General features: G+C 42.1%; 15 protein-coding genes. 3 read left to right on the forward strand and 12 right to left on the reverse strand.

Going from position 1 to position 15,815, the window contains the following annotated elements; all coding sequences use genetic code 11:
• Positions 1-52: 52 nt before the first annotated feature.
• Complete coding sequence (locus SHEWANA3_RS16375; RefSeq protein WP_011717952.1) at positions 53-2,716, reverse strand: TonB-dependent receptor; 2,664 nt, start codon at positions 2,714-2,716, stop codon at positions 53-55.
• A gap of 426 nt (positions 2,717-3,142) precedes the next feature.
• Between SHEWANA3_RS16375 and SHEWANA3_RS16380 the strand changes: the two genes are divergently transcribed.
• Positions 3,143-4,159 carry a LacI family DNA-binding transcriptional regulator gene (locus SHEWANA3_RS16380; RefSeq protein ID WP_011717953.1) on the forward strand — a complete coding sequence of 339 codons (1,017 nt, stop codon included), beginning with the start codon at positions 3,143-3,145 and terminating at the stop codon, positions 4,157-4,159.
• A gap of 60 nt (positions 4,160-4,219) precedes the next feature.
• Here the strand turns inward: SHEWANA3_RS16380 and SHEWANA3_RS16385 are convergent, their stop codons facing one another.
• Both SHEWANA3_RS16385 and glnB read right to left on the reverse strand, forming a co-directional pair.
• Entirely contained in the window at positions 4,220-5,509 is a 1,290-nt protein-coding gene (locus tag SHEWANA3_RS16385; RefSeq protein WP_011717954.1) for an NAD(P)/FAD-dependent oxidoreductase, read from the reverse strand.
• A 192-nt stretch (positions 5,510-5,701) separates the two neighbouring features.
• A complete protein-coding gene (gene glnB / locus SHEWANA3_RS16390; protein ID WP_011073353.1) occupies positions 5,702-6,040 on the reverse strand; it encodes a nitrogen regulatory protein P-II in 339 nt (112 codons plus the stop codon).
• A 237-nt stretch (positions 6,041-6,277) separates the two neighbouring features.
• On the opposite strand from glnB, the gene SHEWANA3_RS16395 reads away from it, so the two are divergent.
• Positions 6,278-6,790 (forward strand): GspH/FimT family pseudopilin, encoded by a 513-nt coding sequence (locus SHEWANA3_RS16395; RefSeq protein ID WP_011717955.1) that lies wholly within the window; start codon positions 6,278-6,280, stop codon positions 6,788-6,790.
• Between the two features lie 153 nt (positions 6,791-6,943).
• Entirely contained in the window at positions 6,944-7,426 is a 483-nt protein-coding gene (locus SHEWANA3_RS16400) for a GspH/FimT family pseudopilin (protein WP_011717956.1), read from the forward strand.
• A gap of 28 nt (positions 7,427-7,454) precedes the next feature.
• Here SHEWANA3_RS16400 and SHEWANA3_RS16405 read toward each other — a convergent pair whose 3' ends face one another.
• From SHEWANA3_RS16405 to lspA, 9 genes are all read right to left on the reverse strand, one after another.
• Positions 7,455-7,754, reverse strand: a complete 300-nt coding sequence (locus SHEWANA3_RS16405; RefSeq protein WP_011717957.1) for a TapY2 family type IVa secretion system protein — start codon at positions 7,752-7,754, stop codon at positions 7,455-7,457.
• Positions 7,751-8,149, reverse strand: a complete 399-nt coding sequence (locus SHEWANA3_RS16410) for a type IV pilin protein (protein ID WP_011717958.1) — start codon at positions 8,147-8,149, stop codon at positions 7,751-7,753. The genes SHEWANA3_RS16405 and SHEWANA3_RS16410 overlap by 4 nt, the downstream gene beginning before the upstream one ends.
• Before the next feature lie 8 nt (positions 8,150-8,157).
• Complete coding sequence (locus tag SHEWANA3_RS16415; RefSeq protein WP_011717959.1) at positions 8,158-11,664, reverse strand: PilC/PilY family type IV pilus protein; 3,507 nt, start codon at positions 11,662-11,664, stop codon at positions 8,158-8,160.
• A gap of 3 nt (positions 11,665-11,667) precedes the next feature.
• Positions 11,668-12,129 carry a pilus assembly PilX N-terminal domain-containing protein gene (locus SHEWANA3_RS16420; protein ID WP_011717960.1) on the reverse strand — a complete coding sequence of 154 codons (462 nt, stop codon included), beginning with the start codon at positions 12,127-12,129 and terminating at the stop codon, positions 11,668-11,670.
• 15 nt (positions 12,130-12,144) lie between these two features.
• On the reverse strand, positions 12,145-13,137 hold the full coding sequence (locus SHEWANA3_RS16425) for a PilW family protein (protein WP_011717961.1): 993 nt from the start codon (positions 13,135-13,137) through the stop codon (positions 12,145-12,147).
• Positions 13,138-13,698, reverse strand: coding sequence for a type IV pilus modification protein PilV (gene pilV, locus SHEWANA3_RS16430; RefSeq protein ID WP_011717962.1), 561 nt, complete (start codon positions 13,696-13,698; stop codon positions 13,138-13,140). It lies immediately after the preceding gene.
• A 215-nt stretch (positions 13,699-13,913) separates the two neighbouring features.
• On the reverse strand, positions 13,914-14,870 hold the full coding sequence (gene ispH, locus SHEWANA3_RS16435; RefSeq protein ID WP_011623702.1) for a 4-hydroxy-3-methylbut-2-enyl diphosphate reductase: 957 nt from the start codon (positions 14,868-14,870) through the stop codon (positions 13,914-13,916).
• Position 14,871: 1 nt separating this feature from the next.
• The gene (gene fkpB / locus SHEWANA3_RS16440; protein WP_011717963.1) at positions 14,872-15,294 is read right to left on the reverse strand and encodes an FKBP-type peptidyl-prolyl cis-trans isomerase; all 423 of its coding nucleotides are present in this window, start codon (positions 15,292-15,294) and stop codon (positions 14,872-14,874) included.
• A complete protein-coding gene (lspA, locus tag SHEWANA3_RS16445) occupies positions 15,294-15,806 on the reverse strand; it encodes a signal peptidase II (RefSeq protein ID WP_011623704.1) in 513 nt (170 codons plus the stop codon). Before lspA ends, fkpB begins: the two co-directional genes overlap by 1 nt.
• Positions 15,807-15,815 lie beyond the last annotated feature (9 nt).

Genomic DNA, 15,815 nt, shown 5'->3' on the forward strand with positions numbered 1-15,815 from the left:
CTCATCTATAAAAAAGCCCAGTCGAGACTGGGCTTTTAGACTTAACAAGGTATTAGAATACGAAACTTGCACCTAACTTATAGGTCGTTTCGCCTTTAAATGACCATGCAGGGAAATCGTCTTGTAGTGCAGGTTTAACTTCTGTACCTACACCCGCTGCACCATATTGCACATCGTCTTCAGCGGTTAAGTTAACAATTTCAAGACGTAAAGCAATGGCTTCTGTCACGTTCCAACCTAAAGTCACATCCAGAGTACCAAAGGCATCGTGCATGCGGTTACCATAGTATTTACCGTATTCACGCACCATGTACTCAGAGCGCCAGTTGTAAGCTGCACGAGCTGAGAAATCATCATTTTCCCAGTAACCCACTAAGTTAGCACTGTGCTTAGAGGACTCAGTAAACATACCAATGTTATCAGTGTACACTTCAGCAGGAGCGGTACCATCTGCGTAGGTATAGTTGGCGTTAACACCGAAACCATTTTCGAAAGCGTGGTTTAACTGTAACTCGATACCATCGATCTCACCACCACCCGCGTTTTCATAATTATTTACAGTCCAATTATCGGCAGGGGTTTCTAAGTCATTGTTCACGACGCCAATCTGTTGATTATATTGGGTAGTTGCAACAATGAAGTTACTGATATCTTTGATAAAGTAAGTCGCAGAAACTAAGTTGCCATCGCCATAGTAGTATTCAAGGCTTAAGTCAGCTTGTGAAGACTTCATTGGCTTTAAGCCTGGATTACCGTAGGTGATCTCTTCGTTACCACGTCTATCATCTGGATAACCAGTTGATGTTGATAAGAACAAGTTATCGTAGTTAGGACGAGTGATTGCTTGTCCTGCTGACATACGTAAGATCAAATCAGGCGCAAGGTCGAAAGAGATGTTAAAGCTTGGCAACACATCGCTGTAGCTGTCACTGATGCTATGGATCTCTTCGCTCCAACCTTGGTTCACACCTAAAATGTCTGCAGGCGAGTTATCGATGATATGGCCGCTAGAAGTCACGTCAGTTTGAATGTAGCGTAAACCGAAGTTACCACGGAAACCTTCACCATCGAATGAGAACATACCGTACATTGAGAAGTTATCTTCTTCGATAAGGCCGTAAGCTGAACGGCTATAAGCAAATTGGTCAACCAGAGATTCAGTCGCGTTGATCATTGCATCCAGATCGGCTTTAGGAATAGTCCAACCGTCGTAGCCTAACTTCATGGTGCCGCTGTAAAGATCTGAAGTCTTGAACTCATTCTTCTTAGCAGGATCGTAAATTGCACGGTATTCACTCTTTTCAAATTCATGTTGAGTGTAACGCACACCAGTTTCAAACTTATTGATAACACCAAAATCTAAATCAAAATCAACATCTAACTGCAGATAAGTTTCTTCGTCAGAGTTAGGACCTTTAATACCAGTCCAAGTTGAAGTGCCCACTGTAGTGTCTAGTTGATCTTGGGTGAATCCCATGTCACGGCCATTGATATCAATTTGCTTGCCCGTTGCATCAACGGTACCCGCCCATTTCACCTGACCAAACTTGTCACCCCACCAACCATAACCAAAGTTAGCACTCATCTGAGTACCACCTTCAGCCTTGGTTTTACCCGCTACACCAGAGATAGCAAAACCGTCGCCTTTATAGTCCGCATTTAACTCAAAGGTATCGGACGTCATTTCACCTTTACGCGCCCAGTTTTGGAAGAACACATTAGATGGGTCACTTTCAGGAGTGACGCTCAGAGTACACACACCCGCTGCGTTAAACTGTTTACAGTGAGAAGCACCTTCACCCCAGTTAGTGTCAGTTTCGATATACATGTTGGCACCAATACTATCAGCACCAAGCTTGAGTGACAGTACGTGAGCACCAAACTCTAAATTGTCTGTTGGACGGAATTGCACAGTTGCATCGAGCGCAGTACGTTCTTGTTCTTGCAGAAAGCTTGATGGTTGAACTGAAGAACGGCCACCCCAGTCGAGGTCCGCTTCAGTACCAGTACGCAGATATTCACGGTCAATGTATGACCCAGCAAGTAAGACACCGAAGGTTTCGTCGTCGTTTTTCCAGCTATATAAGCCAGATAACTCAGGTGCAACATCTTCGTTCACTGAACCGTATTCACCTTTAACAGAGGCAAATACAGAGTTAGCGTCCATATCTAATGGTTTGCGAGTCTTAACAATAACGGTACCACCGATACCACCCTCAACGAGGTTAGCTTGGGTAGATTTATACACTTCCATACCGCCAATCAGTTCTGATGGCAGCATAGAGTAGTTGAATGAACGGTCGACGTTCATTTGATCATACCAACCTGTTGATGCAACGTTTTGACCATTCAGCGTAGTCAACGTCATTAACGGATCGGTACCGCGAATAGAAACAGAGCTACCTTGACCAAATGTGCGACCAACAGTCACACCTGGAACGCGGCCTAAAGCTTGACCTACGTCAGAATCAGGGAATTTACCGATATCTTCAGCCGTTACAGCATCAACAACCGCATTTGAAAATCGTTTTTCGTTGATATTGGCTTTGTTTGAAGCACGAATACCACGCACTTCAATTTTCTCAATATTTTCAGGCACTGTTGCCGCAGCGGCGGCTTCAGCCTCTGCAGCAACAGCTCCGATTGAAACAGCGCTGCCGAGTAGGATAGCAATGTTTGTAGCTAGTACACTTTTCTTAAAGGATGATGGTCGCATCTCGTTTCCCTTCCATAACTTTATTATCGTTTTAGTATTCATAACCATTCCGATGGAATGACAACGCTGTCATGTCTAGTGCAAACATTACACAATAATTAACAGCCTTGCCACAACAAAATAACTCTGGACGAAAAAAAATGTCATAAAGTGAAGTGTTGAGAAGAGAAAAATCAATATATTCTAGCAAAAATAATTACTTGGATGTTTTGATGTAAAATTACAACTTATAACCGAGTGTTAACAGTTGAAAAATGCCTCAGTTTGTAACAATTCAGCATTGCTATACGCGGTAAATGCTCGCACTATAAGAAGCATAATAAAAAGTAAGCTGACAACGCTGTCGGCTTGTAAATTGCGCCTAAAGGATTTAGGTTCATCAATTAGCTAGCCCTTCGCACATTTGAATAAAGAGTTTGTAGATCAATGAAAGTCACTATCAACGACGTCGCTAAATATGCTGGAGTGTCAATCAAGACAGTTTCCCGCGTAACCAATAACGAACCTTCAGTAAAACAAGCCACGGTTGATAAAGTGAATGAGGCCATCAAGGCATTAAACTACCAGCCCAATCTCGCGGCCAGAAATCTTGCTGGCACAAAATCCTATGCCATTGGTTTTATTTATGATAATCCCAACGCTTATTACATTATTGATATGCAAAACGGGATTTTGTCTGCCTGTAAAGATAAAGGCTATGAACTGGTTATTCATCCTTGTAACGCCAAATCTGACACCATTTGCGATGAACTGACTCAACTAGTGAAACATTCGCGACTGGCAGGTTTAGTGTTAACACCGCCTCTTTCTGAAGATCCTAAAGTCCTTAAAGCCTTAAGTGATATTGAGGCCAACTATGTGCGAATTATTGCCGGCGAAGGTAATAAAGAGCAGGATGGACTGACGATTTTAGTCAATGACAAATTTGGTGCGGTAGAAATTACTCAGCATTTGATCGACTTAGGCCATAAAGAAATTGCCTTTTTAAGTGGCGATCTACACCACGAGTCCACCAAAGAGCGGTTACTTGGTTATAAACAAGCCTTAACAAAAAATCGCCTGCTTCTGAATGAAGATTACATAATTGAAGGAAAATACTCATTTGAGTCTGGCGTTGAAGGGGCTAACACACTGTTCAAACAGAAGAACCGTCCAACAGCGATTGTTGCCTGTAACGACGAAATTGCAGCAGGGGCACTTTTTGCAGCTCGTTTAGCAGGGCTAGATATCCCTGGCGATCTATCCATTGTCGGCTTCGAAGACAGCCCATTCTCACGCCAAACTTGGCCAAAACTAACAACAGTGCATCAACCTAACGCTGAAATAGCCCAAGTGGCAACAGAGCTGTTAATCGCGAAACGCCGTGAACAAGATGCCAAGTTTGCAAAAACATTTACGCCAGAGCCTGTGATCCGAGACTCTTCAGCCTCTCCCAAACATTAATTTTTAGCTCAGCAAGGCTAAAACAACACAGAGAGCCAAGGCTCTCTGTTTTGTTTTCAGTTAATGCAATTTCAGCTTTGGCCTTTGCCATTTGAGTAACTTTTGTGCAATGCGATAAATAATTGCGGAGAACCAGCCATATAGGCTCGCTAAGTGTCTTTGGTATAACGAAATATACATGATCCTTGCGATATGACCTTCCACGAAGAAAGTCCCTGAACGCAAATTCCCCATTAGATTACCGACCGCAGAAAAACGACTTAGAGACACCAGAGAACCATAGTCTTTATACACAAAAGGTTTTTCCGCCTTCCCTTGCAAACGGTTCACAATATTCTCATACAAGGTATCCGCCATTTGCGCTGCCGCTTGAGCGCGCGGTGGCACAGGTTGGCCGGACTCCAAAATTAATAGAGCGCAATCCCCAAGCGCATAAATATCTTGATGGCCTTTCACTCGCATACAAGCATCAACTTCCACTTGATTACGAGGCGTAATGGGTAATTTAGAGAAGTTTTGAAACGCTTTTGGACCTTTCACACCAGCCGCCCACACTTTAAGTCCCGCTTCGATAACGTCACCATCCTGTGTAATAAAGCCATCGCGGGTGACTTCTTTAACCTGCACCCCGATATGCAAACGGATGCCAATTTTATCCAATACCGCTTGAGCTCTTGCACTCACACGTTCGGGTAACTGTGGGAGAATTTTTGGTGATGCTTCAATAAGATGCACATCAAGATGATGCTTAGAGATATTGAGGTAACCATACTCTTTCACCGACTCAATAACATGGTGAAGCTCTGCGGCTAATTCGACACCAGTGGCACCTGCGCCAACAATACCTATACTGACTTTCTCTTGTGTTTCATTGAGTTGCAGTAATGCATCTAATAATTTTTGATGGAATAAGTTAGCGTTATCTAAACTATCAAGGAAAATACAATGTTTCTCAGCACCTAAGGTATTAAAACTATTAGAGACCCCGCCTAAGGCTAGCACTAAGTAATCGTATTCAATTTGACGGGGCTCAAGCAGCAATTCACCAGAGTCACTATAAACCGCAGCAAGTTGGATGGTTTTGGCATCGGGTTCACATTGCTCAATTTCGCCACGAATGTATCGATAACCATTCTTAAGACCATGATCTCTATACAACAATCCCTCTATAGACTGGTCAATAACCCCAACAGCTACTTCGTGTAATTTTGGCTTCCAAATATGGATTGGGCTTTTATCAATTAAGCAAACATCGACGACATCACTACCGCCCATCTTGCGGCCTAATTTAGAGGCTAGCGCTAAACCTGCCGCCCCACCACCTACTATCACGATTCGTTTCGTAGCCAAAATAACAACCTCAACAAGCCTATTTAAGTGGCTAAGTTATACCATGGAACAGATAAGAGATAACTACTTTAGTCTAACTAAAGAGGCTATTTTGCATTAAAGATATTTCAGGAACAGAAAGACTTAGTCCCATTAATCATAAATTTTAAGCAACAAAAAAGGGCCTAATGGCCCTCTCTTTAAACGGATGAATCACACCGCTTCTTCGTTTTCTTCACCAGTTCTAATGCGGATAACGCGCTCTACATCAGTTACGAAAATCTTACCATCGCCGATTTTACCAGTACGAGCTGTTTCCACAATAACATCAATCGCTTGGTCGACTAAATCATCTTGAATCACGAGTTCTATTTTAACTTTAGGTAAAAAGTCGACCATATACTCCGCACCGCGGTAAAGCTCGGTGTGCCCTTTTTGACGGCCAAAACCTTTAACCTCTAGCACTGTCATCCCGGTGATACCTATCTCAGCAAGTGACTCGCGTACATCATCCAATTTAAAAGGCTTAATAATCGCTTCAACTTTTTTCATCAAACATTCCTCGGTACTTGCTGACAGATAATCAAATAGAATGCCATTAGCTTACACGGGGTTAGGCGATTATTGAAGTATAGGCAGCGCTTTCCTCATAAAACACAGTTTCTATAAAACAATTCTTAGTCCGTAAAAATCTAAAAGTCTCATTGGTACGCTTCTATACTTAAACAGCAGCAGTTTTGCTCCAAAGGCTCGTAGGATGCGAGCGACATTTATAACAAAGGAACTGTTATGAAAACTCTACCACATGGCTTTAGCCTGATTGAACTCATCACTACGGTATCCATTTCGACCATTCTGTTATCGATTGGCGCTCCCTCGTTAAGCGATTTCAACACAAGATTCAGAGCTGATAGTAATATCAAAGTCATCCAGCAAACACTAATGCTCGCCCGAAATCATGCCATTTCCTTCAATCGAAAAGTGACAGTCTGTGCCTTAAGCAACAATCAGTGCACATCTAACTGGCAGCTTGGTTTAACGGTATTTATTGATGTAAACAGCAATAGTCAACTTGATGGCAATGAAACGACTATTTTTACCACTAACGCTTTCAATGCCAGTGATATTGTCATCTACAATCGAACCTCAATTCGTTTTCAACCAGACGGTCTTGCCTCTGGTACTAATGGAACATTGAAGTATTGTCCATCAAGTCCCACGAGCCCTTACTCGCGAGGGATTGTGGTAAATCAAGCTGGCAGGGCAAGACTATCGACAGATGCCAATATCCGCTGCGGATAAATGGCGCGTATTGATTGAAGGCGATATCAACTAACAACATAAAGGATTGAGACTATCTTTTAGAAATTAAACAGCATAAAGGAAACAACTTAGATACTGAAATCCCGCCTATTCTCGCTTATACTTTAGTTTGTATAAGTGAGGGTTGAGTGCATGCTAAATAAATTGTTTGGTTTCACACTGGTTGAACTGATGGTTACGATTGCAGTGGCTGCAATATTATTAACTATCGGAGTACCATCTTTAATATCCGTCTATGAAGGTGTGCGCGTTAATAATAATATCGCCAAAATTCATGACATTATGGTTTTTGCCAGAAATCAAGCCGTCAGCTATGGCGCAACAATTAAAGTTTGTGCATCAAACGGAAGTGCATGTGGTACAAATTGGGGAAATGGGATTAAAGTGATCAGCCCTGATAATAAAGATATTCGCGTTATTGACGCATTCAATACAAATGACAGTGTAAAAAGCAATTCGGCGAGTTTTACCTTTAGCTCTGAAGGCATGTTATCAGCAAACAGCGCTGTAGAAATCATCTACTGCCCAGGCGGCTCCGCGACCAACTCCAAGAGTGTAAACATAAGCTCTAGCGGACTAATCTCCTACGGAGCAGATGGTAAAAGCTGTTCATGAGCCAGAAGATATGTCCGCACACATAAGCTTATCTCAAGGTTAGCTCATCAATTTTCTTACTGTTTTCATTAGTAAACTCTTTGCTAAGCTCGACACACTCTACAACCTCTTTAATAAAGAATTTCTTTTTATCTCCGTCTACTTTTTGCATTCCTGGAAGACTCGCCATACTTAAGTTGGCATCCTTAATCCACCATCGATAAAACAGCACTTTATCGCCATTTGTCGTTGTGACATGGCATTTGTAATCCTGCATAACCACTGTAGGTTCCGCAGCAAACACAAATGTAGGCAAAGCTAATGCTAAAGCAATACAATATCTTATCATTTCCAACACTCCGCAGAAGGCCCCTTTACACCAGCAGATGTCATCGTAATAGTCGCACACGTTGAGTCTCGACTAGCCTGCGAACCTTGTGCAGTCGCAGTGATAGTGAATGAACTGGTACCACTTGACGCTAAGCTATAACGCCCATGCTCTGTAACAAAAGGACTAGCGGCTAACCCCAGCTTAGTCATATCAGTAGCATAGGCTCGGTTATCCAAATAATACTGCTCTTGAAGATTCGCAACCTTCATCACCGCTGCAACTCCTTCAGACCGTCCACTCTTAACCACGTAATCAATGTATGAGGGATAGGCTATCGAAGCCAAAATCCCCACAATAACAACAGCGATCATGACTTCAATTAACGTGAACCCTTGCAGTCTATTCTTTTTCATTAATGTTTTTACTCATCAATATGATAATAAATTTTGTTTACCCCTAAACCTGAAGCCACATTTATCGTGCCACTGTATTCACCATTTTCATTTTTATCACCTTTGCCAACACCAATAATATAAATATAAGGATCTTTTCCTGTTTCAGGTGCAGGGATCACTATTTGTGGGGTATCAGGCACACGCTCTCCAAGTTCGTAGTACAGTTGGGAAAATGTTCTTGTCCCTTTATGTAAATCAAACGCATAAAGTTTACCACTACCAGAAACAACACATACATTATCAGCAACAGAGTCCGCCGGAGGAGAATAAGACGTGAAATACACCTTACCATCAATAATTAGTGCAGCGGTTAAACTTTTCTCACCGACTCCTGAAAAATCATAAAACCAACCTAACTTAGTACTAAAGCTAATATTATCTGTCTCTGAAGTGGGGGCACTTGATGAAACGTCATACAAATTGTTGATAGTAATAGCTGAAGGAATGTTACTACCAGTAAAACTCTTAGTGACCACATTACGATCTTGAAGCATGAAAAACATATCATTAACGCTTGTACTTGAAGGACTAGGCCTCATACCACTACCAACAGCAACAGCATCATAGGGAACATTTTGAGATGTCTTGGTTGTGACAGTCTCACCTCCTGTCGTCACTGATACTTCAGATAAATTTGTAAACATCGTTTGTGCAACAACTGGCTCAGCGAAGAACCGCCGGTTATCACTATTAGTTCCCCCCAATGATGCGAATTTGAACGCAGTCCAAGTATCAATACTCGCACTTGGTAAATCCATCCGCCAAATGTTACCAGTAACATCTGACGCATAAATTCGGTCTGTATAACCATCATTGTTGCTGTCAAGTACAGCGACAGAATTAGGAATACTGCCTTGAATATCTGGTAGTACAGTAGCTCCACTAGCTGAGCCACCAAAGGAGTGTATTAAGATTCCCTTCTCAGCATCAACAATATAGACAGCTCGTCCCGATGGTGAACTAGATGGAGTAGCATCGAAGCTCACATCATATCCTCCCCCAAAAATCAGAACAGGTTTTTCATAGCCCACTATTTTAGTGACAATAGGCTCAGACCAAGTCTGACCAAGATCAGCAAAACCATCTGTAGAAGGATTAATAGTCCACATCAGAGAGGGGTTATCAGGATTAGTCACATTTAATGCATAATAAGATGAGCCACCTCGGCGCATACCTGCAAAAACCCACGCTTTGTTTACTTTACCTGTTGAATCGGTCTCAGTATATGCAACTGGAGAGGAATCCATTCCATAAACTGTGTGTACACCGGATGGATCATTTGTTCTAAGCTCAAATAAATTAGGTAGAAGCTCATAAGGAATAAATCCCCATGTTTCGGATACTGCCTCTCCACCATCCTTAAACATATGTAAAACACCTTGGTTAGTACCAAGAATAATTCTGATATCTGTTGCCGTTTTACTACCAAAATTCAATGCAAGTGGTTTTGAATGCAAAGGATCGCCCATTACATCATTACGTTTATCAGTTGTGCTACCATTTTTATTGTCATCGTCAACATCAATACCTTTCAGCCAGTCCAAAGTATTAGCGACTTCATCGATACTGGTTCTCATAAAGGTAGCTAAAGCTTGATCGCCTCCTGCGGCATTTTGTGCATTTGATAATGTCAGAGGAGACAAACTACTAGCCCCTCCTAAATTACTTAAAATAGTTCGGTTCGCTTGGCTCTTTATTTGAGCAGAAGCACCACCAACCTCTACCTTATTTCCATCTTTTTGACTTGCACAATCAGACCAAATAGTACAAGCCGTATCTTTAATATTACCATTATCAGCAATTGCAGCATTTCCTTGACTATCCACTAAGGTTCCATCGCCTGTTACCTTAAGTTTTTTTAAGTTACCACTCCAACGTGGGCCTTTGCCTGGTAAAAACATCGCATAGTAAGCAGCATCAAAAGTTTGAGTTCTATCAAAGTTATTACTGGCAATGCTTGGAGAGGTAAAACTAGAGTCGATATTCAGAATATTTGATAATGCATCATTAAGTGCGTTTTGTAACTCTAAACTATTCTGAGCCGCAAAATATAACCCCCCACCACGTTTAGCTGTTTCAGCTAATAAAGGAGCAGCATCTTCAGCACCTTTACTAAAACCAATAGTATAAGTGCGTACATTTTGCATTTGTTCAGTGTTAGAGCTATCCAGCTTATTGATCAAATCATTATTGAACATATAACTTGCTAGTGCTGGTAAATAGCTTGGTGTATCTAAATTTTTAGAAAATGAAGAATAATCTCCATCTTTACTTCCTGTCGAAGTTAAGCTTATAACATCATTGTTAGCACTTTTATCGACAGTTGGCGAACCATCAGTTACATAAATAACATAGGCAATATCTGTACAAACCTTAAACGGACTACTATAAGCCCCTCCTTTTTCAACAGAAGTGTCATACGGAGGGCGGTTTCCTACATAAGAACCGTAATCGGTATCGCCATGTCCATACTTCACTCCTTGACCTGCAAAGTAACGATAGGCTTCATACATAGTCTCACACAAAGGTGTATTAGTTTTTGCCGGTAACTTATCAATAGTTAAGAGCAAGCTGTCTCGAGCAGCATCCGTCATTTGTGTAATACCAGAAACTATCCGGCCACCATCCCGATTACCCTCATTAGGATAATTGTAATTAAAAACAGCTAATCCAAAATCAACCGTGGGTGTAGAGCTAATAATATTAGATATAGCTTTTTTTGCGATATCTAATCGAGCAACTTTCATAGTTGGTAATTTCCCAGCCTTAGATAACCAATACCATCTTAAATAATTGTCACTATAAAAAGTGACTGGCTGACCAACACCAAAATCCGTATTTTTCGCTGCAGCTAAGGCATCCCCCCATGTGCTACTAGGATAGGATGAAATGAAATATGGATATGCCTTCTTTTTCTTGCCAGAACCAGTAGTTAAGCCATTAGCAGGAAACCCATCATTATAAGAAGATGAGTTATTAGGATCTACTTTAGTAATATCTTCCCAACAATCCACGATAGTGATGTTGCGTCCATCTGTTTCGGGAAGTTCTTTCCATACACCAGTCGTACCGCTCGATGTAAACTCACGAATATAACCTGTAAAACGCCCATATTGATCCAATGCTGCTTTACTTTGATTACAGCCGTTAATACTGGCACTGAAATTTCGTCTATCAGAATTTGTATCAGGTGTTGGTAATGCGCCACCACCAACTGTGTAATAAATCCGGCTGTCGCTGTAACCAGAGCCACTTACAGGGGGATAATCATAACTAGGATCATAATCAACCACTTGAGTAATCTCTTCGGTTGACATACTCCCTGAGTTGTCAAAAATAACCAAGACTTTAGGCCTAGCTCCCGTGCGAGTCGTCGACTCTTTAACATATAATTCTGTATCATCGCCAAAGGTTGAAACTGGCGCTGCAATAAATGCAAACAATGTACAAAAAGTGAGTGGTTTGATTAACATATCTTAACTCCCAGCTATTACTTCTTGTTCCACCAACGTAACAACAGTTAGCCGTCCTAAATTATCACGACCAAAATTAACTGTACTGTTAATTTCCACTCGTCGGCAATTAATGAGATTTCCACCATTAGCTCTCGAACTCCGTTGACATCCCACATCTTTAGCACCAATAACGATATTACCACTTGCATCAACTTCGAATGGAATGGGGGTTAATATCTGTTGAGCACCAAATTCAGCTGTAGTTGCTATATTTGATAACGTTGCCAAACTTGTTCCTTTATTAGCCTCGATCGCAGCTTCTAAACCACCATCAGCAATGGCTTTAGCTTCTATTCTTTCTGCGCCAGCACCTGACATTCGTAGCGATTGTGTGGAGTTAACCGCCAATGCAACACCAATAACTGTCATGAGGACCAAGACAATTAATGCAAAAAACAACACTATCCCTTTCTGCTTTCTCATCACTCATGGCCTCAATTAACTGCGTATAAGCACTGGATTTTCCAATACTATGGTTGTCGACAATACCTTACGACGATAATGGTCGTTAGCAGGAATTGTGATGGTTTTGTCTCCCAAAAGGTACTCAGTCTCGTTGGTATAGCTCTTGTCTTCGTTAATCGATCTCACCAGTACAAACGCTTTTATCGCGACCAATCGCTGAAAGCCTTCGTTATCCCACATCAATGATGTGACATCTTCAGCAGGCATAAAGCTATCAGGAGTGCTATCCCCATCATTATCAAAACCATATAAGAATCGAATATTCTCAATGCCTTCAACTAACTGCTCATCGTTACTCATGCCTGTACTGGTTAAGGTTTTACGCCTTAGGATAGGTATTTGATTTGCGTCGTTTGCAATAAAATACACATGGTGTTGATATTCCCATGTTCTCGGATTTTCAAGCGCTGTGGTAGGAGCACCAACAAAAAATACCGCCTGAGAGGAGTTCGCAGCCACATACACAGAGCTTGAGTTCCCCGCTGCGACATTAGGTCCAATAAAGCGTTTTAGCTGCAAAACATCTGTATCTGCATTAACATCACTGTTCCCCAAACAACTAAGATGAGTACTTGTTGCAGTATTCTCATACCCCCACAAACGCCTAAAATGAGCCGGCTGGTTATTAGGCAGCGTCGCGTTATTCAGCCCATCGCCGACACAATCAGCGGTTATGGTCGTGACCTCGATATTGGTATTTGTCCCGACGATAAAATCAGTCCCCGTTAAATCCCCCATAAAACCTAACTGGCTAATATCTCTTTCCATAATGGCCAAGGCTATACGACCATTCTCTTGTAACTGATTAAACTGACTTGTCGTCGTGACGTTTGATGACGACATGCTAAACATAGTAAAAACACCGGCAGTCAAAAAAAGCCCGATGACCATAGCGACCATCAACTCAACGAGTGACATTCCCCGTTCCATGGTTTTACTTAACTTCATACGAAATGATTTTTTCATCTAAATAATCACTGTCTTAAGTGAAAAAATGCGCCTATTTTTAGTGTCAGCACCACAAGTGTCTGCAGCATCTGCAACGGCTGAGGTATCAATATTGGTCTCGCGTATACCTCGCCAAGTAATCACAACGAGCACATCACGATTATTCACTTCAATACAAGCCGTAGGAGAGTCCAATCCCCCAACGTTTTGAGTGCCAACAGTCTCAGACTCTCCGGTTAACGAAGATTGCCATTCAAAAATATCCCACAACTTCAATTCTGTTGGATTGCAAAGTGTTGTGTTTTCACACACCTTTGCGACAGAACTTGGGGCGCCAGTGTATTCTCCGGCATAGCTATCAAGCTGTGTTCGGTTTAGCTTCATGCGGTTGATAATATCATTGGCGTAATAGGAGGCTTGTGTTTGCTGAAAGGATTCAAAGCTGCCGCGTTTAGCCACAATGTGTAAATTAAAAATACCGATCAAGCCAATCACTAGAATCACCAATGCGACAAGCACTTCAATTAAAGAGAAGCCCCTTTGAATTCTGTTATGCGTCAATCGTTCGAATTTAGTCATATTTTTGACAAGCTTTTCAGCTATTTACCCTTTTAAATCTTAATCTTACGATAAAAACATTACTAGCAGTTAATAATAGATGAGTAAAATGTAAGTAGCCAGTAACAATAGCATATAAGCGTTAATTCCATTATGCCTTGTTTGTATTTGGTGAATTTTGATAATAAAAAAGAGGCCATTGGCCTCTTTTTATTCATCATATTGATTCGAATGAACTAGCGTAATTCCGCTGGTACAGCAAAGACGGTATCTTCTTTACGTCCTTCAACTTCGGTAACGACACTCGGTGCTAATTTCGCAATCGCTTGAACCACTTGCTGAACCAGCACTTCTGGTGCCGATGCGCCTGCGGTCACCGCAACTTTAGTCACATTTTCAAACCAAGATGAATCGATATCATCCGCGGTATCAACCAGATAAGATTGAGTCCCCGTCTTTAATGCCAATTCACGCAAGCGGTTAGAGTTAGAGCTGTTTTTCGAGCCGACCACAATTAACAGATCCACATCGGCCGATAAGTTCCGCACTGCATCCTGACGGTTTTGCGTCGCGTAACAAATATCATCCTTACGCGGACCTTCAATCGAAGGAAAACGCTTTTGCAATGCGGTGATAATATCGAGGGTATCATCTACCGAGAGCGTTGTTTGAGTCACGAAGCAGAGGTTATTTGGATCACGAACTTCTAAAGTTTCGACATCCGCAGGAGATTCAATCAGATAAACACCACCATTAGGGTTATCGTATTGCCCCATGGTGCCTTCCACCTCTGGATGTCCCTCATGGCCAATCAAAATACATTCAATCCCCTTGCGGCTCGCTCGAGTAACCTGCAAATGCACTTTGGTGACTAATGGACAAGTCGCATCGAAAACACGCAACCCACGCGCCTTAGCCTCGGCACGCACAGCCTGAGAAACTCCATGAGCACTGAAGATAACAATATTGTTATCCGGTACTTGGTCTAACTCTTCGACAAAAACGGCACCGCGGTCCTTCAGATTTTGCACTACATAGCGGTTATGCACCACTTCATGGCGAACATAAATCGGCGGCGAAAATAACTCAAGTGCGCGCTCAACAATACTAATGGCGCGATCCACACCAGCACAAAAGCCGCGAGGATTGGCCAGCATAATATTTAAACTTGGGCTGGTAGGATCTAATTTCATCTTACAATACCTTCACCACGTCGAGTTCAAATGTCACTTTGCGTCCCGCCAGAGGGTGATTGAGATCGACCGTAATCGAATCGCCCGCAACCTCACGCACAATTCCGGGGATCTCACTGCCGCCTGGGCCTGCGAAACTGACGATAACGCCAACTTCAAGCTCCATATCGGCTGGGAAGCGGGTTCTATCCATATAATGAATCGCATCGGGATTTGACTCACCAAACGCATCGACCGCTTCAAGCGTAAAGTTGTGCTTATCGCCTTCATTCAAGGAAACAAGTTGCGCTTCAAATGCAGGGCTTAAAGTACCATCACCGATATTAAGGCGTGCTGGCTTACCCGAGGCTTTAGTGCTATCGGCGGTCGAACCATCTTCAAGCACAATATTCATATGGCACAATAACGAACGTGTCACAGTCACTACTTCACCTCTTCGGTTTTATCTTGTTCGGATTTGCTGTTAAAAAACGAATCCCAAATGATCAGCACGGCGCCGATAAAAATCGCGGAATCGGCGATATTAAAGGCGGGATAATGGCTCTTGCCCCAATAAAAATCGATAAAATCCACCACAAAACCGTGCATCAATCGATCGATTAAGTTACCTAGGGCGCCACCAATCACTAAGGTGTAAGCCAAGTTTAACTTCCAGAGGGATGCCGATTGCTTGCGCAGCCACACAGTCAACAAGGTACTGAAACCAACAGCCACTAAGGTAAATAACCAACGTTGCCAACCGCCCGCTTCGCTTAAAAAGCTAAATGCGGCGCCATAGTTACGTACATAGGTGAAATTAAAAAAAGGTAATAACTTCACCGATTCGAACAAATCAAAATTGGCTAAGACCCATTGTTTAGATAGTTGATCGGCCAAAAACACCAATACAACTACCCAATACCAACGTAAGCCACTGTCTTTCCAAGTTAATGGCATACAGATCCT

Source organism: Shewanella sp. ANA-3, assembly GCF_000203935.1.
Lineage (GTDB): Bacteria > Pseudomonadota > Gammaproteobacteria > Enterobacterales > Shewanellaceae > Shewanella.

What these genes read in the sequence shown, in the direction of transcription:
- SHEWANA3_RS16375 (WP_011717952.1), bottom strand. Translation starts at nt 2,716, where the DNA reads ATGCGACCATCATCCTTTAAGAAAAGTGTACTAGCTACAAACATTGCT.
- SHEWANA3_RS16380 (WP_011717953.1), top strand. Translation starts at nt 3,143, where the DNA reads ATGAAAGTCACTATCAACGACGTCGCTAAATATGCTGGAGTGTCAATC.
- glnB (WP_011073353.1), bottom strand. Translation starts at nt 6,040, where the DNA reads ATGAAAAAAGTTGAAGCGATTATTAAGCCTTTTAAATTGGATGATGTA.
- SHEWANA3_RS16395 (WP_011717955.1), top strand. Translation starts at nt 6,278, where the DNA reads ATGAAAACTCTACCACATGGCTTTAGCCTGATTGAACTCATCACTACG.
- SHEWANA3_RS16400 (WP_011717956.1), top strand. Translation starts at nt 6,944, where the DNA reads ATGCTAAATAAATTGTTTGGTTTCACACTGGTTGAACTGATGGTTACG.
- SHEWANA3_RS16405 (WP_011717957.1), bottom strand. Translation starts at nt 7,754, where the DNA reads ATGATAAGATATTGTATTGCTTTAGCATTAGCTTTGCCTACATTTGTG.
- SHEWANA3_RS16410 (WP_011717958.1), bottom strand. Translation starts at nt 8,149, where the DNA reads ATGAAAAAGAATAGACTGCAAGGGTTCACGTTAATTGAAGTCATGATC.
- SHEWANA3_RS16415 (WP_011717959.1), bottom strand. Translation starts at nt 11,664, where the DNA reads ATGTTAATCAAACCACTCACTTTTTGTACATTGTTTGCATTTATTGCA.
- SHEWANA3_RS16420 (WP_011717960.1), bottom strand. Translation starts at nt 12,129, where the DNA reads ATGAGAAAGCAGAAAGGGATAGTGTTGTTTTTTGCATTAATTGTCTTG.
- SHEWANA3_RS16425 (WP_011717961.1), bottom strand. Translation starts at nt 13,137, where the DNA reads ATGAAAAAATCATTTCGTATGAAGTTAAGTAAAACCATGGAACGGGGA.
- pilV (WP_011717962.1), bottom strand. Translation starts at nt 13,698, where the DNA reads ATGACTAAATTCGAACGATTGACGCATAACAGAATTCAAAGGGGCTTC.
- ispH (WP_011623702.1), bottom strand. Translation starts at nt 14,870, where the DNA reads ATGAAATTAGATCCTACCAGCCCAAGTTTAAATATTATGCTGGCCAAT.
- lspA (WP_011623704.1), bottom strand. Translation starts at nt 15,806, where the DNA reads ATGCCATTAACTTGGAAAGACAGTGGCTTACGTTGGTATTGGGTAGTT.